The sequence below is a fragment of the Pseudarthrobacter phenanthrenivorans genome, from assembly GCF_000813845.1.
Lineage (GTDB): Bacteria > Actinomycetota > Actinomycetes > Actinomycetales > Micrococcaceae > Arthrobacter > Arthrobacter phenanthrenivorans_B.
In genome coordinates this window covers 153,467-175,253 of sequence record NZ_JWTB01000019.1, presented here as the reverse complement: position 1 = coordinate 175,253, position 21,787 = coordinate 153,467, and the positions used below count along the sequence as shown (strand labels likewise).

Below are 21,787 nucleotides of genomic sequence, written 5' to 3'. Positions count from 1 at the left end.
ACAAACGCTCCCGCAGTTGTTGCCGCGGCTCCTGGCGACGCGCAAATTTTCCTTCGACGCGCAGATTCCCGGACGCGCCCAAATATGGGGTGCGTTAGGGTACGCGCGGGTCGACAGTGAATTTGCGCGTCGATAGCGGGCGTCAGACGGAGAAAACCCCGGAGCCGGTCGGCTCCGGGGTACTTGCCTGCCACCTTTGTTACAGCTGCAGCGTGACCGGCCGGGCCAGGCCGTTGACCGTGGTCACCGGCCAGCGCGGGTCCACGGTCAGGATGCGCAGTCCGGATCCGGTGAGCTGCACCGTGTCCTCGATCTTGACCCCGGGTGCGGTGGGGTTCCAGGTGAAGGCCTGGTCCAGCACCACGGCATCGGTGGCATTCGAGGTGACCCGCGGATCGCGTCCCGCATAGCCGGCCGGACCGCCCTGGTGGTGCTGCTCCCACTGGTCCGCCCCGAAGCCGTGCCGGACGTAGGCGGCCTGGATCTCTGCGAAGATCCGGTCCAGCCGTGCGCCGGGGACAGTCGCGTCGAAAATGTCCGCCTCCACGGCCGCGATGCGCGCCTCGGCGTCGCGCTCTTCCGGGGTGCTGGCGTCGAACCTCACCCATCGGGTGATGTTGGCAACCAGGCCGTCCCGCCGGGCGCAGACTACGGCCATGGCGCGCCTGCCCAGCGGGGAGTGCGTGGCCAAGGGATGCCGGAAGGCGCTGCGGGAGCTGCCGTTGCACAGGAGCACCAGCGGTTCCGCGCCGGCGGCCACCACGCGGGCGGCCAGCGCCGAAACCAGGCCGAATTCCGTGGTGTCCGGCCGGGCGGCGGACAGGACGTCCGTCAGGATGGCGGCCAGTTCGGCGCTGAGCAGGGAGTAGCGGGCACTTTCCGCGGGCAGGAGCTGCTGGCGCGCGGCGCGCAGTTCAGTGGCGGCCTCCGCTTCGGCCAGCGGAGGCTGCGTGCTGGTCCCGATGGCGGCCGCGGCCTGGTGCAGGTTGCCGTACCAGGGCACGGTGTGAAGGCTGACCTGCGCGGGAAGCTCCTCGGCCGCGATCCTGCCGGCTTCGTTGTTGAACGTCACCAGGTGGTCGCCGCCGCGGTCCACCAACAGGGCGGCGATGGGATCCCCGGCCAGGCTGACGTGGACGCGGCTGCCGTCCAGATACCAGGTCAGGGCCGTATTGGAGGTCAGGAGCAGGGAATCGCGGCCGGCGGCATCAAGGATGCCCAGCACCCGCCGGCGCTTGATGGCCCGGTCCGTCCGTGATCCCGGAGCCAGGCGCGCCTCCTGCAGAGGGGCGGCTGCGGTTGGTGCCTGTGTCATGACGGGTCCCCCTGGTGGTTGAGCAGTGCTTCGATGTCGGGTGTGGCCAGGAATCCGTCGGCCACGAAAACGGTGATGCTGCGCCGGACCGGACTGCCCGGCGCTGCGATGACGGGAGTGTCCCAGGCCAGCGACTGGCCCACGCCCGGGTAGCCGTCCACCCGGACAAACCACGGGTCGGTTGAGCCTTCCGGAGCAACGAAGACCAGGGTGGCTGGGCCGCCGTCGAACTGTCCTGACCAGGCGAGCCAGCGGGTGACGCTGCCGTGGGTCCCTGCTTCGCCGCTGCCCGCCGGCGTCCACACCGTGGCGTCCCGGCAACCTGGCAGGCGCCAGAAGAATCCGCCGTAGCCGCCCTCAAAGCGGCCGTTGGATCCGGGGCTGCCCAGGCTGACCGGGTGGTCTCCCGCAGGCGACAGCGCAAAGTCCAGCGACAGGCGCCAGGTGGACGGCGCGACGCCGGCCCACGCCCAGGTGCGTTCCTCCACCAGGACGGGGGAACCGTCCGGCCCGCTCCAGACAAGGTCCTCCTGCAGCCGCCCCTCGCGGCCCTCCACGGCGTCGTTCTCCTCGGTCACGGTGCTGGTGACGGCGATGCTGCCGTGGTCCGGGCGCCAGATGTAGCGTCCGGCGTCCCTGGTGTAGGTGCGGCCGCCCCAGAAGTTCACGCCGTCCACGTCCTGGAGGGCAACGCCGGCGCCGAGGTGCCACACATGGTCCAGCGGCATGTGGTCTGTGACCACGGTTCCGCCCAGGGTGCGGACGGGGTGGAGGTAGGGGCGGGGGGAGGAGACCGCGCGGATGTGGCTGCCGTCCTGGTAGTCCGCAACGGAGCGGCCGTCCACGGTCAGTGTCCGGACCGGCGGAAGGGGCCGGGCCCAGGGGACGCCGAGTTCGGCGAACGTAGCCTCCGCCTTAATGGCGCGCTCCATGAGGTCGGAGATGCCCCGGACCACCGGGTGGGCGCCGTCGCCTTCGCCCTCCCACGTCAGGTAGGCGGAATCGATCGGGGCAGGCGCGGGCGATGTCCTGATGGCTTCCAGGACGGCGGTGAAGGCTCCGGTGTCCTCCAGGCCGGCCAGCAGCGGCGCCCCCGTGGCGCGGGCAGCCAACAGGTTCTCGAGCAGGTCGGTGCGGCCGTACGCCTCCCGGCGCTCGCCGTCGGGGGTGGTGATGGTTACCTCGTCCTTCGTGTACGAAAGGGTGATGTCGCCCAGGGTGCCGTGCACCGTGACCGTGGGGTCCAGCTGCCTGGGTGCACAGAGGGTGAGGGCGCACAGCAGCGTGGCACCCTGGGCCGTTCGCACCCGCAGGACCGAGGTGTCATCGCTTTCGGTATCGTTCGCCCGGTACAGGTCCGTCTCAACGGATGCGACATCCGCCAAGGTGTGTGCACCGGCCAGGTGGAGGCCCGTTGCCACGGCATGGGCGAGTGCGTTGGTTGCCACGCCGTCCACGACGTCGGTTCCATCCAGGCTGCGCTTTCCGGCCCAGCGTGAGCGCTTGAAGTAGGCCTTGGTCCGCAACCACTGTCCCGTGGCGCTCAGGCCAAGCACGGTCCCGATCTCCCCGCCGGTAACCAGGCTGTGGATGGCGGGCAGGGCGTGGGAGCCCAGGCTCTGGAAACCCACCTGGACCAGCCGTCCGCTGTCTTTGGCAGCGGCGAGGACTTCTTCGAACTGGGCGAGGGAAGCCACCGGGGGCTTCTCGACGTAGACGTCCTTGCCCGCCGCCAGCGCGGCGAGGGCCAGCGGCGCATGGGTCTGGATGGGCGTGGCGATGATGACGACGTCGACGCCAGGGTACGCGGCCAGCAGCCCGTCCAGGCCTGGGAACACCGCAACGGTGCCCGCCAAAGTGCCGGGCAGGGGCGGGTTGGGATCGGCGACGGCTGCCAGCTCCAGGGCGCCGGCCTTTTCGAGCCGGGCAAGGTTGGCGAGGTGGCGTTCACCGAACCCGTGCACACCCACCAGGGCAATCCGCGGGACGGCGGTGGAGGCGGGCTGCTGGTGTGGTGCGTCCGCGGCGGCGGAGGACTGTGTGGTCACGGTGGTCCTTGGGGAGCTGGTGGAAAGGGGGTCAGGCGGCCAGGGTTTCGGCCAGGAAATCGATGGCTTCATCCTGCATGCCGGCAGTGAAGATGTGGCCGCCGGGCCAGAACCTGCCGGTGTACGTGTCCGTGCCGCTGTGCAGGGCTTCCAGAAGCCGGTGCGCCTTGCGCATGCCGTCTTCCGGAAAGAGCTCGTCGGCCAGGGCGTACTGGACCAGGAACCGGGCGGCGGCCGACCTGCCCGTGAGTTCCGGCCAGTCGCCGAGCTTCCACAGCCCGGGGGTCTGCAGCAGCCAGGAGTGTGCGTCGAGGTAGGCGGGAAGGAGCGATTCGAAGGTGGTCATCATGCACGCCACCACGGCGGCGCGGATCCGGGGGCTGAGGGCGGCGAGGGTGAGGGACCGGCCGCCGCCGCCGGAGAACCCGATGCAGCCGAGGCGCCCGCTGTCCACGCCGGGGAGCGCTGCCAGGATGTCCAGCGCGGCGAGGTCGTCGTGGGCCACCATTCCTGCCAGGCTGGTGCCCAGCAGGCCGGCGGCCTTGGCAACGGTGTCCTCGTGGAAGGCTGCCGCGGCGTTGTATTCGTCTGCATCCGAAGGTACGACGCCGTCCTCCCGCCACTGTGCCAGTCTCGCCGCTGCTGCGGCGCCCGTCCGCCAGGGCGGCGTGGAAAGGTCGAACCTGCGGCTGCCCCAGGCAAACGAGTCGGGTGCCAGGACCGCAAAACCGCGGCGTGCGATGTCCGTGGCCAGTGCCCGGCCGTCGTAGTGGCCCGCGCGGGCAGCAGCGGCCGACGGGTGCGCCTCCGGAAGGTCGACCAGGCGGTCGGCGCCGCCGAACTTGTTTCCGCCATGGCAGTGCAGTGCGAGGATGCCGGGAAGGGGGCCGGTACCTCCGGCCGGGCGGACCAGCCAGCCCGTGCTGCGGGGTCCGAATCCCAACTGCCAGCTGAGCTGGGAGGTGGTGGCGCCGTCGTACGTCTCCTCCCAATGCACCGTTACCGCGGAAGGTGCAGACAGCCCAGGCACGCCGAGTGCGTCCGAAAGCTCCTGCCCAGGTGCATGGGAGGCCTGGTGGCGGGGATGCCGGCGGACGTAGGCAGGCCAGTCGTCATAGCCCGGAATGGCGCTGGGGCGGGGTGCCTGGGTCATCTGCCTGCCTCCTTTCGATGAGGTATGCGTAGTGCGGCGGGGGTCAGGTGAGGTTTTGGTTGACCTCGGAGATCATGCCTTTCGCGGCATCACGCGGGGAGATCTTTCCGAAGAGTACATCCGTGTTGTAACGGTTCAAAACTTCCATGGTCGCGGAGGACCCGGCCGGGAACGGCTTGGGGGCCCCGACCTTCATCGCGGCGATGCGGTCCAGGTAGGCCGCCTCCTTCTGCTGGGTTTCCTTCAGCAGGGGAGTGATGCCGGCCTTGAGCTCCGTGTTGGCGGGCATGCCGCGGTCGCTCTTGATCTTGGCCGCTGCGTCCATGGTGTTGACCAGGTAGTTGATGAAGAGCGCCGCTTCCTTGGGCTGTTTGGATTTGGATGAGATGGCGTATTCCATGGAGGACCGCAGCCAGGCGCCGGGTTGCCTGCTTTCGCCGGGCAGCTTGGCCATGACCAGCGGCGCCCCCGAGTAGGACGTCATCTGGTTGCTCCAGGAGATCTTCATGCCCTGCTTGCCCTGCCCCATCAGGGTCAGCTCCGGCTGCGCGGAGCCGTCCTCCACGGTCTGTGATGCGGAAGGGGCGCCGCCGGTGTCCATGAGCTTCTTGTTGAGCTCGAACCAGCGGGAGAGGGTGTCCTCGCTGATGCCCATTTTCTTCCCGTCGTCCGTGTAAAGCTCTTCACCGTTCTGGCGGGCCCAGACGGCCAGGAAGGAGTCGTTGGCCATCGGGGTAGTGCCGAAGGTTCCGGCGGGCGACTTCTGGGTGATGTCGGCGGCGATCCTCGCGTAGTCGTCCCAGGTCCAGGTCTCGTCATCAGGCATGGCCACACCCGCGGCCTCGAAGACCTTCGGGTCGAGAACCATGGACATGGAGTTGACGCCCGCGGTGATGGTGTACTGCGTACCGTCGATCTTGCCCAGGTCCACGGTTCCTTCCGCGAACTTTGAGGTGTCGATCTGGTCCTTCACCTTGTCCAGGTCCAGGAGGACACCGCGGCTGGCGTACTCACTGGGATAGGCGCCGCTCATGGCGATCACGTCCGGGGTGGTCCCGCCCGCGATCTGGGTGGCCATCTTGTCCCAGTACGAGCTGTATTCGGTGTTTTCGCCCCGCACCCTAATACCGGGATTGGCTGCCTCGAAGGCCTTGATGACCTCCATGGTGGTCTTGGCCCTGGAATCGTTGCCCCACCAGGCGAAGCGGATGGTCACCGGATCTTCGGCCGTCCCCACCTTTCCTGCCTGCGGGCTGCTGCCGCAGCCGGTCAGGACCAGGGCCAGCGCGGCGGCGGCGCCGGTGACGCCCATGACGGATTTCTTGAGACCGAACTTCATTGTTGCGCCCCTTGGCTTGTAGTTTGAACCGGCATGACCCGGGCAACAGAAAGCGTTTTCTCAAAAACTAACAAAGGGCTATACAGGAGTCAAGAAAGCGTTTACTTTGGTACGGAGCCGCAATTTTCACCGGCACCCGGCCGCCGCACTGCTGAATCTCCCGGAAGGGTATCGGCAGGCTGCTGCGCCGGAAGGTACCGGACCCCGCATCGCTTGGCGATGACCGCAACGTGGAGGCCACGATGACCAAAGGAGACCACATGGCCGCAAAACACATTCCCAGGGCACTGCGTCCGGCCTTGCCGGCCGCAGCAGGCCCGGCGTACCGCAGGAAGGAGCTCCGGTGAGCGCCATCAGTGAACTGTCCTCGCTGAGCCGCAGGAAAGGCAGGGCCACTCCTGAAGAAAAGAAGGCCAACAGGCGGGACAACAAGGCCGCCTACATCTTCCTGCTTCCGTGGCTGGTGGGCCTGGTGGCGATCACCATCGGTCCCATGCTGATGTCCCTCTACCTCTCCTTCACCGACTACAACCTGCTGCAGCCGCCGGAGTGGACCGGGCTGGACAACTTCACGCGGATGCTCAGTGATGCCCGGCTGCACAACTCGCTGCGGGTGACTTTTACGTACGTTTTCATTGGCGTGCCGCTGCAGCTGGCGGTGGCGCTGCTGATTGCCCTCGTCCTGGACAAGGGCCTCCGCGGGCTTCCGTTCTACCGTTCGGTGTTCTACCTGCCGTCGCTGCTGGGCGGCTCGGTGGCCGTGGCCATCCTGTGGAAGCAGATCTTCGGTACCACCGGACTCGTCAACCAGGTGCTTGCGATGTTCGGGATCCAGGGGCCCGGATGGATTTCGGACCCGAGCACCGCTTTGGGCTCCATCATCCTGCTGCATGTGTGGACCTTCGGGGCACCCATGATCATCTTCCTGGCGGGCCTGCGGCAAATCCCCACCATGTACTACGAGGCCGCAAAGGTGGACGGTGCCAGCACGCTGCAGCAGTTCTGGCGGATCACCATGCCGATGCTGAGCCCGATCATCTTCTTCAACCTGGTGCTGCAGATCATTGGGTCCTTCCAGTCGTTCACCCAGGCGTTCATCGTCTCCGGCGGCAACGGCGGCCCGTCGGACTCCACCATGTTCTTCACGCTGTACCTGTATCAGAAGGGCTTCGGCCAGTTCGACATGGGCTACGCGTCCGCCATGGCCTGGGTGCTGCTGCTCATCATCGGTGTCTTCACCGCCATCAACTTCATCGCTTCTAAGTATTGGGTTTTCTATGACGACTAAGCTTCAGACGCTGCCCACCACTGGCAAGTCCGCGGGTGACGGCAAGACTACGAACCGCAAGCCCAGGGTCCGCGAGTCCCGGGGAACCCTGTCCTTCAGCCGGGCCCAGCGCGGCAAGGCGCTGATGAAGCACGCCATCCTGATCCTGGCCGGTGGATTGATGATCTACCCGCTGCTGTGGATGGTGGTCTCCTCCCTGCGTCCCAACGAACTCATCTTCCGCGAGCCCGGCCTGTGGCTGAACAGCCTGGAAATGAGCAATTACACCTCCGGCTGGTCAGCCCTGACCCACCCGTTCGGCCACTACATGCTCAACTCGGCCATCGTGGTGATCGGCTCGATCCTGGGCAACCTGGTCTCCTGTTCCATGGCCGCCTATGCCTTTGCCCGGCTGCAGTTCACCGGCAAGAAGCTGTTCTTCGGCATCATGCTGCTGACCATCATGCTGCCGTTCCACGTGGTCATCGTGCCGCAGTACATCCTGTTTTCCCAGATCGGGTGGGTTAACACGTTCTGGCCGCTGCTGGTGCCCAAACTGCTGGCTACCGACGCCTTCTTCGTTTTCCTGATGGTGCAGTTCATCCGCGGCATCCCGCGCGAACTCGATGAGGCCGCCCGGATCGACGGCGCCGGCCACCCCCGGATCTTCCTGCGCGTGATTTTGCCGCTGATGGTGCCCGCACTGGCCACCACCACCATCTTCACGTTTATCTGGACCTGGAACGACTTCTTCGGTGCCCTGATCTACCTCACGGACCCGGATATGTTTACCGTTCCGGTGGCGCTGCGTGCGTTCGTGGATTCGCAGTCAGCCACCAGCTGGGGGTCCTTGTTCGCCATGTCCATCGTGTCGCTGCTGCCCGTCTTTTTGGTGTTCCTCTTCGGCCAGCGGTTCCTCATAAAGGGCATCGCCACCACCGGCATTAAATAGACCCGCCTCCCAAGCCCCCACCCCGAACGGCCCGTCCCTGCGGCGGGCCGTTCGGCTGTCCGCCGCAATTATTAGCGGCGGTGCCGGTTGGAGAAAGCTCTTGTAATACAAGTTTCCTACTTGTAGTATCTAGAGTCAGAAAGCGCTTTCAGAACGTCCGGGCCGCCCTTCGAGGGGCGGTGAAGCACCCCAACCGCAACCCGGAAACCCACCGCACCAGGATCAACGAAGATCGGAGTAGACAGTGCCGCTTTTTCCCCGACCTGCATCCGCTGCCACGCAGCATGCAGGGGCACCAACATCAGGCGCCAGGCGCCGACCCCGTAAGGCCGCCGTTGTCGCCGCTGCAGTGGCCGCCGTGATGGCCCTCAGCGCCTGCGGAGGAGGATCAGCACCGCAGAACGCCGACGGGACCGTGGAGCTCCGCTTCTCCTGGTGGGGCGGCGACAAACGCGCCCAGCTGACCCAGGAAGCCATCAAGCAGTTCGAGGCAGAGAACCCCAAGATCAATATCAAGCCGGAATTCGGGGACTGGAGCGGCTACTGGGACAAGCTCGCCACCCAGGTGGCGGCCAACGATGCCCCCGACATCATCCAAATGGATGAAAAGTACATCACTGAGTACTCCAGTCGTGGCGCCCTCCTGGACCTGTCCAAGTACGACATCGACACGTCCAAGCTGGACGAGGCTGCACTGAACGCCGGCAAAGGCGAAAAGGGGCTGACGGGCATCGCCGCCGGCATCAACGCCGCCACGATCCTGGCCAACCCCGCCGTCTTCCAGGCCGCCGGGGTTCCCCTGCCTGACGACTCAAAGTGGACATGGGACGACTTTGGCCGCATCGCCGCCGAAATCACCGCCAAATCCCCCAAGGGGACCTACGGCGCAGCAGCATACGGTACCGACGAGGCTTCGCTGGGTGTGTGGCTGCGGCAGAACGGCAAGTCACTGTACACGGCCGATGGCAAGCTCGGTTTCGAGCCGGGCGACATCGCCGAATGGTGGGCGTTCCTGAAGGAGCTGAGCCAGAAGAAGGCAGTGCCCTCCGCGTCCGAGGTCGTGGAAGCCGAAGCTGCGCCGCTTGACCAAAGCGGCCTGGCGACCGGGAAGAACGGCATGGCGTTCTGGTGGTCCAACCAGGCGCCGGCGCTGGAAAAGGCCAGCGGCGGAGACCTGAAGATCCTGCGGTTCCCCACGAAGACCGGGTCGGCGGCCGACGCCCAGCTTTGGTACAAGGCTTCGCAGTTCTGGTCGGCATCCTCGCGGACCAAGCACCCGCAGGAGACAGCCAAGTTCATCAACTTCCTGACCAACAACGTCAAAGCCGGTGAGGCTCTCCTGGCCGACCGGGGCGTCTACCCGAACTCGGAGGTCCGCGCAGCCATCCAGCCGAAACTGACCCCGGCCGACGTCAAGGTGGTCACGTTCATCGACCAGATCAAGGATGAACTCGGCGAGGCCCCGGCCCCGCCGCCCAAGGGCGCCGGAGCAATCCAGGAAATCATCAAACGCTACACCTCGGAAGTCCTGTTCGAGCGGCTTTCCCCCGAGGAAGCCGGCAAGAAAGCGACGGACGAAATGAAGTCCGCCATCAGCAGCTAGTCCTACCCCGCCAACACGGCTCCGGACAGATCGGATGGATGCCTCCCCATCCCAGACGTCCGACGGCGGGTGGCAGCCCTGCCCGGCAGGAACCAACGGTTCCTGCCGGGCAGGGCTGTTTAAGGCCGGGAGAACTCCCTGGCGCAAGCCGTCCGAAACGGGGCACTTCGACACGGACATGCCGGCCGCCGTCGTCACGTACACCGAAAACGCGGTCAAAGTGCCCCGGGACGGCCGGTCAGTGTGGTCGAACTTCCCGGAACGCGGGCCTAACCCTCCGCCACCACCGCCACGCCGCCTGCAGGAACCGTGCCCGTGAACGCCTTACCCGTCAGCAGGTCGGTCCCGGAGGCTTCCACTGCAGCCTCCGAGCGGGTGTGGTTAATCGCGAACAGGAAGCTCTGCCCGTCCGGAGCGAACCTGCGCACACGTTCCACGCCAGGATCAGCGGCGGCAACGGGGGATACCCCGGACTCCGCCAGCAGCCGGTCCAGCAGCGACTCGATCCCGTCCCGGTCCGGGAAGGTGGCGAGGTACCAGGCGGCACCCGAACCCACGGCACGCCGGGTCAGCGACGGAACGCCTTCCAGCGGATACCCGGTGAAGGTCTGGATGGCCTCAGCCCCGGACAGGTGGACGTGCTCGCTCCAGACCGATGACACCGCGCCGTCGCTCAACCTGAGCTGGCCGCCGGCAAGGAGCGGATGGAACTCCTCCACCCGTACCCCGAGGAGCTCACGGAAAGCCCCGGGATAACCCCCCAGCCGCACATGGTCCTGCATGTCCACGATCCCGCTGAAGTAGCTCACCAGCACCGTGGCACCGGCAGCGGCGGCAGCAGCGATGTTGGCGGCGTCCCCATCCGAAACCGCATACAGCGTGCACACCAGCACCAGGTCGTAGCCCTCCAGCGACGCTGAAGGGTGGACCAGGTCCACGGAGATCCCGCGCAGGACCAGGGCGCGGTGGAACGCCCGCAGCAGGTCCAGGTACTTCACGTCGACGCTGGGCTTCGAATCAATCTCGCTGGCCCACCACGCCTCGTAGTCAAAGACAATGGCAGCACGGGACCGGACCCGGGACCCGCGCACCGGCTCCAGCCGTTTCAGGGCGGCGCCCAGCTCCACCACCTCCCGCCACACCCTCGTATCCCGGCCGCCGTGCGGCACCATCGCGGAGTGGAACTTCTCGGAGCCAGCGAAGCTTTGCCGCCACTGGAAGAACATCACGGCGTCTGCCCCGCGGGCCACGTGCGCCAGCGAATTCCTGAGCATCTCGCCGGGCATCTTGGGCTGGTTGCGGGGCTGCCAGTTCACGGCCGACGTCGAATGTTCCATCAGGATCCACGGCTCGCCGCCCGCAATGCCACGGGTGAGGTCTGCGCTGAACGCGAGTTCGACATGCCGTTCGGGGTCCGCCGCAACCAGGTAGTGGTCGTTGGCGATGACGTCCAGGTCCTTGGCCCAGTCGAAGTAGTCCATGGACTTGGTGGCACTTGACGCCATCAGGTTGGTGGTGCAGGGAACGTCCGGGGTCACGTCACGCAGGACGGCCACCAGCTCCCGGTAGTAGTCCATCAGCGCCCAGGAGCTGAACCGCTGGAAGTCCAGCTGCTGGCCCGGGTTGAGCGTGGACGGCGCGACGGCGGGAGGTTGGATCTCGTCGAAGGAGCCATAGTTCTGGGACCAGAATGCCGTGCCCCAGGAGGCATTCAGGGCATCGATGGTCCCGTAGCGGCGTTCCAGCCAGCCACGGAAGGCGGCGGCGTCCTCCTCCCCATAGAACTCCGAGACGTGGCAGCCCAGTTCGTTGTCCACGTGCCACAGGGCAAGGGCCGGGTGGGCCCTGTACCGTTCGGCCAGGACACGGGTGATTCCGGTGGCATAGCGGCGGTAGGCGGCCGACGACGGTGTGTAGTGCCGCCGTGAGCCCGGCCCCAGCACGGTTCCGTCAGCCGTGACCGGCAGGATTTCCGGATGCTTGCGGACCAGCCAGGCCGGGGGAGCGGCCGTGGCGGTGGCCAGGGCGACCTTCACGCCGATGCCCGCGAGGTTGTCCATGACCTCATCCAGCCAGCCGAAGTCGTACTGCCCCTCGGCCGGTTCCAGCAGGGCCCAGGAAAAGATCCCGACGCTGAGGAAGTTCACACCGGCTTCCTGCATCAAGTCCAGGTCCTCAAGCCGGACGCTGACGGGCCACTGTTCGGGGTTGTAATCGCCGCCGAACGCGATGCCCCCGGCCTTGTTCCATATGCTTCCGGGGCGGCTGGTTTCCTGCGATGTCATGGGACTCCTTTGTCTACTGGAAGAGGTGGAACACGACAGATATCAGACCTTTGGAAAACGCTTGCCCAATTTCTGGAATGCCGCTATTGTATCGTTTCAGAAGCCGTGTAAGCCAGCTCACTACCCACGTTGTAGGCCGAGACAAGGCGTAGCACACATCGAGCAAGGAGGCTCCCGTGATCAACAGAAGGCATTTCCTCACCACCGTGGCTGTCGGCACCGCATCTGCCGCCGCCCTTTCGGCATGCGGCTCCGGATCCGGCTCTTCCGGCCAGACCGGAACCGCCGAGAAGCCCGTCACCATCAACTACACCTGGTGGGGCAACGACGACCGCGCAGAGCGGACCCGGAAGGCGATCGCGCTGTTCGAATCGAAGAACCCGGACATCAAGGTCAACGGCAACTTCACCGACTTTGCCGGCTACTGGCAAAAGCGCGCCACCGAGGCTGCCGGCGGCGGCCTGCCGGACGTCATGCAGTGGGACCTGTCCTACCTGCGTGACTACGGCCAGCGCAACCAGCTCCTGGACCTCAGCACGGTCAAGATCGATACCTCCGCCTTCGAAAAGTCCCTGCTGCCCTCCGGGCAGATCAAGGGCAAGACCTACGGCATCCCCACCAGCACCAACGCCTTCGCCGTCTACTACGACCCCGCCAAACTGGCCTCGCTGGGCATTGCCGAGCCGGACGGCAGCTGGACCTACAAGGAATTCAACGACTTCCTGAGCCAGGTGGGCGCCAAGAGCAACGGTGCACTGTTTGGCGGCACCGACTACACCGGGGTGTGGTGGATGTTCAACATCTGGTTGCGCCAGAACAAGATCCAGGCCTTTACGTCCGAGGGCAAGCTGGGCTTCAGCAAGGACGACCTGAAGAAGTGGTGGAACCTCACTGCGGGACTGCGCGGCACGGGCGGCATCGTTCCCGAGGACCGCGTGACCCAGCTTCAGCCCAAGTCCCCGTTCGGCTCCAACGTCACGGCCACCGAAGTCACCTGGGACAACTTCATGGCCGGCTACCTGGCCGACAGCGGCGCCAAGGAACTCAAGCTGGTCCCGGTTCCGTCCGACGACCAGGACAACCTGGGCCTGTTCCTCAAACCGTCCATGCTGATGGTGGCCAGCGCCAAGACCAAGTTCAAGGATGCCGCCGCCCGCTTCATCGACTTCATGGTCAACGATCCCGAGGTGGGCCAGATCTTCAAGACCTCCCGCGGTGTTCCCGCCTCCAAGACCCAGCGCGACGGTACCACCTTCGAAGGCACCGACAAGCTGGTGGTCGATTACGAGAAGTCCATCGAAAAGTACCTCAAGGACGCGCCCGAGCCGCCCATCGTTGGCTTCGGCACCCTTGAAGCCTCTTTCAAGCGCATTGCCTCGGACCTGAACTACGGCAAGCTCACCATCGACGGTGCCGCGGACGCCTGGTTCAAGGAAGCCGAAGACCTCATCAAGCAGAACGCCTGACCCGGCACCATGGCCTCCCATCCAGGTTCCACTACTGACGGAATGAACTCGTGACTCAAAGCCCAACCCTGAGCAGGCGTTCGGCGTCGCCCGCCGCCCCGCTGCCGCGCAAGCCGCGGCAGCGGGGAGCGGATGCCCGTGCCGGCTATACCTTCCTGCTGCCCTGGCTGCTGGGGTTCATCGCCCTCACCGTGGGGCCGATGATTTCCTCGCTGTACCTGTCCTTCACCAACTACAACCTGTTCGAGCCGCCCAAGTGGATCGGCTTCGACAACTACGCCACACTGTTCCAGGACGAGCGCTTCCTGCAGTCCGTGGGCGTGACAGTGGGCTACGTCGTCTTCGGTACCCCGCTGAAGCTCGCGGCGGCCCTGGCCGTGGCGATGCTGCTGAACAGCAAGCGCCGCGGCCAGGGCTTTTATCGGTCCGCTTTCTACGCCCCGTCCCTGATCGGCGCGTCCGTTTCCATCGCCATTGTCTGGAAGGCGATGTTCGGCGATTCCGGCCCGGTGGACCAGGGCCTGTCCTTCTTCGGGATCAACCTTGGCGGCTGGGTGGGCAACCCGGCCATGACCATGCCGATGTTCATCCTGCTCACGGTGTGGCAGTTCGGCGCCCCGATGGTGATCTTCCTGGCCGGCCTCAAGCAGATCCCGGGCGAGCTCTACGAGGCGGCGTCCATGGATGGTGCCGGCCCGGTGCGCAAGTTCTTCAACATCACCTGGCCCATGCTCTCCCCGGTGATCTTCTTCAACCTGCTGATGGAGACCATCCACGCGTTCCAGATCTTCGCGTCGGCCTACATCATCTCCAACGGTGAAGGCGGCCCCGCCGGATCCACCCTCTTCTACACCCTGTACCTGTACCTGCGCGGCTTCAGCGATTTCCGGATGGGCTACGCCTCGGCGATGGCCTGGCTGCTGGTGATCGTGGTCGGCATCATCACGCTGATCTTCTTCCGCACGTCCAAGTCCTGGGTCCACTACAGCGGTGATTCACGATGACAACCATGGCAACCCCCACCCAGTCCACCCCGGACACGGCCCCGGCCTACAACCCGAAGTCCGAGTCGATCGGCGCCAAACGCGCCAAGAGCGCCATCTTCCACGCTGTGGCCCTCATCCTCACCGCGATCGTGCTCTACCCCGGGCTGTGGATGATTGCCTCGTCGTTCAAGCCGAACTCCGAAATCGGCGGACAGAACACGTCCCTGTGGTCCAACAACTTCAGCTTCGACAACTTCGTCACCGCGATGGACGGGATCGGCGGGGTATCCACCCTGCAGTTCTTCACCAACTCCCTGATCCTGGCCCTCGGCGCCGTCATCGGCACCATCCTCTCCGCGTCAGTGTCCGCGTACGCGTTCGCCCGGATCAACTTCCCCGGCCGCAGCCTGTTCTTCGGCATGATGATCGCCACCCTGCTGCTGCCGTTCCACGTGGTGATCATCCCGCAGTACATCATCTTCCAGCAGCTGGGCCTGGTGGACACCTACGTCCCGCTGCTGATCGGCAAGTTCCTGGCTGGGGACGCGTTCTTCGTCTTCCTCATGGTCCAGTTCATGCGCGGCCTGCCGGCAGAACTGGACGAGGCAGCACGCATCGACGGTGCCGGGCACGCCCGGATCTTCGGCTCCATCATGCTCCCGCTGATGAAGCCGGCCCTGATTTCCACCTCGATTTTCTCCTTCATTTGGAGCTGGAACGACTTTCTGGGCCCGCTGCTGTACCTGAACACCCCGGAGAAATACCCTCTGCCGCTGGCCCTGCGGCTCTTCGTGGACCAGACCCAGTCCTCGGATTACGGCGCCATGATCGCCATGTCCGTCCTGGCGCTGCTCCCCGTGCTGGTCTTCTTCCTGATCTTCCAGCGCTACATCGTCGAAGGCGTCTCCACCCAGGGCCTCAAAGGCTGACGGACAACAGGACAGAATATGAGCACCATGGACAGCACCACACCCGCCCCCGGGCGCGAGCCCATCCCGGTGAACCGGTTCGCCCTGTTTTCCGAAACCCTCCTGGCCGGCGTGCTGGTGCTGGTGCTGTCCATCCCGCTGGTCACCATCCCGGCCGCCTACGCCGCCGGCACCGCACACCTTGACCGGCACCTTAACGGCAGGGACGATTCGATCCGCGGCCTCTGGGGCCTGTTCAAGGCCGCCCTGCCCGGCAGCTGGAAACTGGGCATCACGACGGCGGCAGCCGCCGTCGTGATTCTTCTTAACCTCCTGCTCGCCTGGGTGGGGCAGCTCCCCGGCCGTGAGATCGTCCTGCCCGCCACCCTGGTCCTCGCCGCCGGGGCAGCCATCCTGCTCCTGCGCACCGCGTCCGCCTGGTCCGACAGCCAGACCAGCCAGTCCACCGGCAAGGACACGTGGCACCAGGCCCTCCAGACAGGCAAGGACGTCTCCCTGCGCGACTGGACCGGGTCACTGCTGCTGGCCGCCGCCCTGTTCTGTGTCGTGGTGTTCGTCTGGATGCTCGCCGCACTCTTCGTCGTGGTCCCCGGCACCCTGATCCTCGCCGCGGCCGCGGTCAAACTCCGTTCCCGCCGCACCCTCCGGTAGCTGTGCCTTCCCGACGAACCCGTTCCGAACCCGCCGCCAGTCCCCGCACCGCCCGGCCCCGCTGGTACCACCCCCTCAAACAACACAACTACCGCCTCTTCCTGGCCATGCAGCTGGCCGGCAGCCTTGGCGTCTGGATGCAGCGGCTGGCGCAGGACTGGCTGGTACTGCAGCTGACCGGCAGTCCCGCGGCGGTGGGTGCCGCCGTCGCGCTGCAGTTCCTGCCCATGCTGGTGGTGGGGCCACTTGCCGGGCTCGTAGTGGACATTTTCCCCAAGCGCCGGATCATGATGGTCTGCCAGTCCATCATTGTGCTGCTCGGCCTGGGGCTTGCGGCCTGGGCGGCAAGCGGCTCGCTGACCGTCTGGGTGGTTTACGCCGGCTGCATCGCGCTGGGCGTCACCGCCGCAGTGGACCAGCCCACACGCCAGGTCTTCGTCAATGAAGTGGTGGGCGACGCCGCCCTGCGCCCGGCGATCGGACTCAATAACGCCCTGTCCCAACTGGGGGCCATGGCCGGCCCTGCCCTGGGCGGCGTGGTGATAGCCCAGGCAGGACCGGCCGCCGCGTTCGCGGTGAACGCCCTGATCGGGATGGGCGTGCTCGGCCTGATCGCGGGCATCAGGCTGCACGAACTTCACCCCGGCGCACCGGCCGAAAGGGGCAGGGGCCAGGTCCTTGCCGGCTTCCGGTATGTCCGCGAACGGCCGCGGCTGCTCCTCCTGATCCTGCTCGCAGGCCTCCTGGGTGCCTTCGGGATGAACGGGCCGGTGGTCCTTGCCGCCTTTGCCGAGCGCGTGTGGCACAACGGGGTGGAAGGGTTTGGCCTGTTCAACACGGTCAGCGCCCTGGGTGCCCTGGCCGGTGCGCTCCTGGCGGCCCGGCTGGGCACCATGGGCCGGAAGGGCATCGTGGCCGCGGCGGGCCTGTTCGGGTTGTCCCAGCTGGTGGCCGCGCTGATGCCCACCCTGGCACTGTTTGTGGCCATGCTGCTGGTGGTGGGCGTGATGACGCTGTTGTTCCTGACCTCAGCCGCCACGGCCGTCCAGCTTGAAGCCGGTCCCGCCATCCGCGGCCGGGTCATGGCCCTGTACCTGCCGCTCCTGTTGGGCGGGCATGCCTGCGGGGGCCTCCTGGCGGGGTGGCTGACCGAGCAGTTCGGCGTCCGGGCCGGCCTGGTGGCCACCGGCGGCCTGGGCATGCTGTCCGCCGCCGTCGTGGGTCTGCTGCTGTGGTGGCACGGGCGGCGACGGCGGGCTGCTACGCCGGGGTAAAGCTCCACGTCCCGGCGTGCACCCGGAAGTCCCTGATGGCGCCGTCCGCGCGGCCTTCCGGTGCGGAAACCACGACGGCGGCATCCGCAGCGGGCCCCTTGACCCCATAGGTGCCGGCGGGCAGCCGGACGGTTGCGGTGGTGCCGGGCGGAACGGTGCACTCCAGCTCTACCAGTTCGCCCCGCCGGCGCCAACCGGCCTGGACATAGCCGTTGGCCACGGGGACGCTGCCGCGGGCATGCGCCAGTCGGCAGAGCGGGGGCTCCACCACTACCTCGCTGCCGCCCGGCGTGCTGTACCGGACGCCCAGCAGGTACTCCAGGATCTCCTTGACCACCGACGCCGACCACGCGTGCGACTGGCTGTAGTCGCTGCCGTCCTCCAGGTCCCAGGCTTCCCAGGTGAAGGTGGCCCCGCGGTCCAGCAGCCGCGCCCAGCCGGGTTGTTCCTTGGTGGTGAGCAGGTCAAGCACGGCGTCCATCAACCCCTGGCCTGCCAGCGCGCGGACCAGCCGGTGCACCGTCATGGGCCCCTGCCGCATGCCCATCGCGGCGATCCGCGCGGCATCCGCCGCCGCGTCCTCCGGAGCGGTGATGCCGAGTGAGAGCGGGAAGGATGTGGCGTGCTGCGAACCGTGGGCGCTGGGGGTGCCGTCGGCGTGGAGGCCGTCCACCATGACGCCGCCCACCCGCAGGCGTGCCCGGATGGCCGCTGCCAGTCTTCGGGCAGCGGCGACATAGCGGACCGCAGCGTCCTCATCGCCTGCCGCGCTGCAGAGGCGGGCTGTGGACATCAGCGCCGAACAGGCCTGGGCATTGACGGTGGTCTTCGCCGCGCATTCCATGTCGTAGCCGTACCGGCCGGGTGCGGGCCAGTCCACGATGCCGTGCAGGTAGGGGCCGGAGCCGCCGCCCAGGTCGGTGACCAGTCCCGCCGTCGGGCCTTCTGCGGGAATGCAGGACAGGGCGTAGTCCGCCGTGTCGTGCAGGTGGGGGAGCAGTTCGCGGATGAGGGCCAGGTCTGCGGAACGCAGGTGGTACTCCTCCGCCCACTCCGGCAGCATCAGGGAGAAATCCGGGATGTCGCGCTTGCCGTCTCCGTTGGGGTAGACGGCGTTGTAGCGGCCCTTTTCCCCGGCGGCAGTCCAATAGCGGCGGGCGGACCACGCGAACTCCCGCAGCGCCTGGGCTGTGTAGGAACGTTCGCCGAACAAGGCCATGGTGGCGTACGAGATGTTGGCCGCATCTGCCAGGAACTGGCCCTTTTCCCGCGTGGGCGTATCCACGAACTGCTCCTGGACGCCGTACAGCGCTGAGTCGCGGAGCAGCCGGAATACCGCGTCCAGGGCGGGGTCCGAGCTGTTGAAGCTGCCTTCGCCGGGATGGCTGCCGTGCACGGTGACGGCGCCGACGCGGGACACCTCCGCCGCATCAATGCCCGGCAGCTCAAGGTAGCGGAAGCCTAGGTGCACCGATGCCCGGTACTGCTGCGGTCCGGCGGCCTGGGTGTAGGGAAAGGACATGTCCGTGTTCTGGCTGGCGGTCTTCCCGGCGTCCACCCTTCCGTCGGGGCGGAGGACGTAGCCGGCGCGCAGCATGATGGTGCGGCCGGGAACTCCGGCCAGGAAGTCGACCTCCGGCCGCGCGGGAACCACCCGGCCGAAGTCCGCCACCAGGGTGCCGTCATCGGCGGTCAGGAACTGCTGCGGTGCCACGAAGTCCCCGGCCAGGAACGTCCGGCGGGGGTGCAGCCGGGGAAAGTCCGACGACGGGTGGGCGCCGGAGCTGACAGCGGCGGCCAGGCAGTCGTCAACCGTGGGGGACGCCGCGGCCTGGCCGTCAAGGTGTTCGACGGGATCACCCTCGTCGTTGCGGTAGCCCGACTGGCGGTAGGGGGCTTCGCCGGCAGACCAGCGCGGGCCCGAGACGAGGACTTCGCGGCGGCCGTCGTCGTAGTCCACCGTGAGCCGGACCAGGAGCCCGGGGCTGCCTGCGGCACGTCCCTGGCCTGGGCCGTACCAGTGCAGCAGCGCCGTGACGGGAACGGGGGTGTCAGCGGGGTGCCCGGCCAGCAGTCCGGTGATGTCGGCGGCGTCGTAATATCCCTCGCCCGGGTAGCCGAACGACGTGGTGCTGAGGCAGGGCGTCCCTGCCACGGAGAACTGGGCCTGGTGGTGGGCTGCCGCGTAAAGCCGGGCGCGGCGGACCGTGCCGGTGAGCGGGATGGCCGCACGGAACAGGGTCCATTCGTCGGGCTGGCGGTGGCCGGTGAGCCGGGGCCAGCCTGCCGGGAATGCTTCTGCTGTGCCGTGGTCGAAGCGGTGGTCCAGCAGCACTGTTTCGCCCTGGCCGGGAGCGGCGCCCGTGACGCGCAGCGCCGCGTACTCTGCCTGGCTCCGCGGCCCCTGGTGGAAGGCGGGGGTGCCTGCAGCCCCCTCGGCCGGCTCATCAACCACCAGCAGTTCGGCACCGTCCACGGCGACACGGATCATCCGGCCGTCGTCGCTGACGGTGAGCTCACGCCACGAACCAAGTGCCGGGGCCGCCTGCGCGGACGCCAGCACGTCGGTGTCCGGCACGGCGGGGGAGGGGATTTCCCACACCGGGGCGCGGCGAAGAACCACGTCCCCCGTGGGGCCCAGCTCCAGCAGCAGGCCTGTTCCGGCACCGCTGCTGCGCAGGAGCAGCCCGGCCCGACCCATCACGGGACGCAGCCGGGCGTCAAGCCTGACACTGGAAAGTGCGGGGCAGGGGAACGGCAGGAACGGCGACCCCGCCACGCGGAGTGCCCGATCGAAGAGTTCCAGTGGTGCTCGTCCGCCCGGAGCCCGGCATATCCACCCGGCCTGCCAGGCAGCATCCGTCAGGCCGGTGCTGAAGGGTGCAAGGTCCGACCAGGCCCCGGGAACCCCGGCGGCATCCGCGATGCGGACACGCCAGCTGTAGTCCGCGTCGTCACCGAGTGCCGGTCCGCCGTACGGGACGCCGCACTGTGAGGCCGAGGCCAGCGGTCCGGAACTCCAGATAACGGCGCCCTGGGCGTCGCGGACCTCAAGCTCGTAGCCGGCTTGCCGCGAAAGGGCGGGATCGTTGTCGTCGTCCTGTCCCAGCTGCCACCCGAAGGTGGGGGATGGGGAGGCGGTGAGGCAATGGGACAGCCCCTCCGTCAGGAGGCTGGCCGCGTAGAGGCCGCCGACGCCGGCCGGGGCACTGTCCCCGGACACTTTTGCTGATCCGGATGGCAGCGGCTCCTGCAATCCCATCAGGAGGCAGGAAACCGGAAGGTGGTGGGGGCGGCGGCAGCCCAGGGGAGCCCGAGCTCGCTGAAGGTGGCATGCTGCCGGCCCGCCCGCTCCAGCACCTCCTCGATCCCGTCCACCACCGCGTGGCCGGCGTCGCCGTCGCCCTCCCACCGGACGTGGGCGGGATCGATGGGGGCCGGGAGGGGCGCCGTGCGGACGGCTTCGAGGACCAGCATGAAGGCGCCGCTGTCCAGCAGGCTGCTGATGAGAGGACTCCCGTTGCGTCGGTGGGCCAGGAGGTTCTCCGTCAGGTCGTCACGGCCGTAGGTTTCCTCCGTGCGCCCGTCCGCCGTCTCCACCGTCACTCGGTCCTCCGTGTAGTGGAAGACAGCCGTCCCGGCGGAGCCCTGGAGGGTGACATACGGCTCCACGGACTCCGGGGCGCAGATGGTCAGGGCGCAGGTGATGGGCAGCCCGGTGGCGGTGCGGATGCGGATGACCGATGTATCGTCCGATTCGATGTCGTTGGCGCGGTACAGCTCCGTCTCCACGGAGGCCACGTCCGCCGTGGTGCGTGCCCCGGCAATCCGGAGGGCGGTGGCCACGGCGTGGGCCAGGGGGTTGGTGGCGACGCCGTCCACCACGTCAACCCCATTGATGCTCCGCTTTCCTGCCCAGCGGGAGCGCTTGAAGTACGCCCTGTCCCGGACCCAGCGGCCGGTGGCGGAAATGCCCTCCAGCGTGCCAATGGTTCCGGCGGCCAGTAGCTGCTCTATCGCCGTCAGCGCGTGTGAGCCGAGGCTCTGGAATCCGATCTGCACCCCGTGGCCGGACTGTCCGGCGGCGTCGGCAAGACGGTTGAAGTCCGCCAGGGAAGCGACCGGCGGCTTCTCGAGGTACAGTTCCGCTTCCGTGTTCAGGGCGGCCAGCGCCAGCGGGGCGTGGGTCTGGATGGGCGTGGCAACGATGATGACGTCCAGGTCCGGCGTCGCCTCGAGGAGGTCGTCGAGCCCCGGGTAGACAGCGGCCGACGGCGGGACGCCCCCGGGTGCCGGCGGCTGCGGATCGGCCACGGCCACGAGTTCAACGGTCCCGGCCGACTGGAGCCGTTCGAGGTTCCGCAAGTGGTGGGTGCCGAAGCCGTGCACGCCCACCAGGGCGACCCTTGCGGCTGCCGTTGCTGCTGTTCCGGCGTCTCTGCCGGCGGCTTCCATTGCCGTTCCCATGGTTCTCCGTTCTGCCCGGCGCTGCCCAGCAAAGCCGGGCACCTGCATCCAG

At 67.2% G+C, this 21,787-nt stretch carries 15 protein-coding genes; 8 read left to right on the top strand and 7 right to left on the bottom strand.

Annotated features, from left to right (window positions below; genetic code table 11):
- Nucleotides 1-199: 199 nt before the first annotated feature.
- The 4 genes from RM50_RS10555 to RM50_RS10540 are packed head-to-tail and all read right to left on the bottom strand — an operon-like array spanning nucleotide 200 to nucleotide 5,855.
- Entirely contained in the window at nucleotides 200-1,315 is a 1,116-nt protein-coding gene (locus tag RM50_RS10555) for a M24 family metallopeptidase (protein WP_043452424.1), read from the bottom strand.
- Nucleotides 1,312-3,363 (bottom strand): DUF6807 family protein, encoded by a 2,052-nt coding sequence (locus RM50_RS10550; protein WP_043452423.1) that lies wholly within the window; start codon nucleotides 3,361-3,363, stop codon nucleotides 1,312-1,314. Before RM50_RS10550 ends, RM50_RS10555 begins: the two co-directional genes overlap by 4 nt.
- 31 nt (nucleotides 3,364-3,394) lie before the next feature.
- A complete protein-coding gene (locus tag RM50_RS10545; protein ID WP_043452422.1) occupies nucleotides 3,395-4,516 on the bottom strand; it encodes a dienelactone hydrolase family protein in 1,122 nt (373 codons plus the stop codon).
- 43 nt (nucleotides 4,517-4,559) lie between these two features.
- On the bottom strand, nucleotides 4,560-5,855 hold the full coding sequence (locus tag RM50_RS10540; protein WP_240471939.1) for an ABC transporter substrate-binding protein: 1,296 nt from the start codon (nucleotides 5,853-5,855) through the stop codon (nucleotides 4,560-4,562).
- Nucleotides 5,856-6,198: 343 nt separating this feature from the next.
- Here RM50_RS10540 and RM50_RS10535 point away from each other — a divergent pair, with 343 nt between their 5' ends.
- From RM50_RS10535 to RM50_RS10525, 3 genes are all read left to right on the top strand, one after another.
- Nucleotides 6,199-7,143, top strand: coding sequence for a carbohydrate ABC transporter permease (locus tag RM50_RS10535; protein ID WP_043452421.1), 945 nt, complete (start codon nucleotides 6,199-6,201; stop codon nucleotides 7,141-7,143).
- Nucleotides 7,133-8,074 (top strand): carbohydrate ABC transporter permease, encoded by a 942-nt coding sequence (locus RM50_RS10530; RefSeq protein ID WP_043452420.1) that lies wholly within the window; start codon nucleotides 7,133-7,135, stop codon nucleotides 8,072-8,074. The genes RM50_RS10535 and RM50_RS10530 overlap by 11 nt, the downstream gene beginning before the upstream one ends.
- Before the next feature lie 244 nt (nucleotides 8,075-8,318).
- A complete protein-coding gene (locus RM50_RS10525) occupies nucleotides 8,319-9,677 on the top strand; it encodes an ABC transporter substrate-binding protein (protein ID WP_043452418.1) in 1,359 nt (452 codons plus the stop codon).
- 269 nt (nucleotides 9,678-9,946) lie between these two features.
- Here the strand turns inward: RM50_RS10525 and RM50_RS10520 are convergent, their stop codons facing one another.
- On the bottom strand, nucleotides 9,947-11,962 hold the full coding sequence (locus RM50_RS10520; protein ID WP_043452417.1) for a beta-galactosidase: 2,016 nt from the start codon (nucleotides 11,960-11,962) through the stop codon (nucleotides 9,947-9,949).
- Between the two features lie 176 nt (nucleotides 11,963-12,138).
- On the opposite strand from RM50_RS10520, the gene RM50_RS10515 reads away from it, so the two are divergent.
- From RM50_RS10515 to RM50_RS10495, 5 genes are read left to right on the top strand one after another with little or no spacing between them, the layout of a single operon-like run.
- Nucleotides 12,139-13,428: an ABC transporter substrate-binding protein gene (locus RM50_RS10515; RefSeq protein ID WP_043452416.1), complete on the top strand. Its 1,290-nt coding sequence runs from the start codon at nucleotides 12,139-12,141 to the stop codon at nucleotides 13,426-13,428.
- A 50-nt stretch (nucleotides 13,429-13,478) separates the two neighbouring features.
- Entirely contained in the window at nucleotides 13,479-14,432 is a 954-nt protein-coding gene (locus RM50_RS10510; protein ID WP_043452415.1) for a carbohydrate ABC transporter permease, read from the top strand.
- Nucleotides 14,429-15,343 carry a carbohydrate ABC transporter permease gene (locus tag RM50_RS10505; protein WP_043452414.1) on the top strand — a complete coding sequence of 305 codons (915 nt, stop codon included), beginning with the start codon at nucleotides 14,429-14,431 and terminating at the stop codon, nucleotides 15,341-15,343. Before RM50_RS10510 ends, RM50_RS10505 begins: the two co-directional genes overlap by 4 nt.
- Nucleotides 15,344-15,361: 18 nt before the next feature.
- The gene (locus RM50_RS10500; RefSeq protein ID WP_043452413.1) at nucleotides 15,362-15,994 is read left to right on the top strand and encodes a hypothetical protein; all 633 of its coding nucleotides are present in this window, start codon (nucleotides 15,362-15,364) and stop codon (nucleotides 15,992-15,994) included.
- A 2-nt stretch (nucleotides 15,995-15,996) separates the two neighbouring features.
- Nucleotides 15,997-17,268, top strand: a complete 1,272-nt coding sequence (locus tag RM50_RS10495; protein ID WP_043452412.1) for an MFS transporter — start codon at nucleotides 15,997-15,999, stop codon at nucleotides 17,266-17,268.
- Here the strand turns inward: RM50_RS10495 and RM50_RS10490 are convergent.
- Both RM50_RS10490 and RM50_RS10485 read right to left on the bottom strand, forming a co-directional pair.
- Nucleotides 17,255-20,491, bottom strand: coding sequence for a family 78 glycoside hydrolase catalytic domain (locus RM50_RS10490; protein WP_043452411.1), 3,237 nt, complete (start codon nucleotides 20,489-20,491; stop codon nucleotides 17,255-17,257). The genes RM50_RS10495 and RM50_RS10490 overlap by 14 nt on opposite strands.
- Nucleotides 20,492-20,529: 38 nt before the next feature.
- Nucleotides 20,530-21,735 (bottom strand): Gfo/Idh/MocA family protein, encoded by a 1,206-nt coding sequence (locus tag RM50_RS10485; RefSeq protein WP_043452409.1) that lies wholly within the window; start codon nucleotides 21,733-21,735, stop codon nucleotides 20,530-20,532.
- Nucleotides 21,736-21,787: the final 52 nt, after the last annotated feature.

Excerpts from the sequence above, each read along its gene's own strand:
- RM50_RS10540 (WP_240471939.1), bottom strand. The coding sequence starts at position 5,855 with ATGAAGTTCGGTCTCAAGAAATCCGTCATGGGCGTCACCGGCGCCGCC.
- RM50_RS10485 (WP_043452409.1), bottom strand. The coding sequence starts at position 21,735 with ATGGGAACGGCAATGGAAGCCGCCGGCAGAGACGCCGGAACAGCAGCA.
- RM50_RS10520 (WP_043452417.1), bottom strand. The coding sequence starts at position 11,962 with ATGACATCGCAGGAAACCAGCCGCCCCGGAAGCATATGGAACAAGGCC.
- RM50_RS10545 (WP_043452422.1), bottom strand. The coding sequence starts at position 4,516 with ATGACCCAGGCACCCCGCCCCAGCGCCATTCCGGGCTATGACGACTGG.
- RM50_RS10530 (WP_043452420.1), top strand. The coding sequence starts at position 7,133 with ATGACGACTAAGCTTCAGACGCTGCCCACCACTGGCAAGTCCGCGGGT.
- RM50_RS10500 (WP_043452413.1), top strand. The coding sequence starts at position 15,362 with ATGAGCACCATGGACAGCACCACACCCGCCCCCGGGCGCGAGCCCATC.
- RM50_RS10555 (WP_043452424.1), bottom strand. The coding sequence starts at position 1,315 with ATGACACAGGCACCAACCGCAGCCGCCCCTCTGCAGGAGGCGCGCCTG.
- RM50_RS10505 (WP_043452414.1), top strand. The coding sequence starts at position 14,429 with ATGACAACCATGGCAACCCCCACCCAGTCCACCCCGGACACGGCCCCG.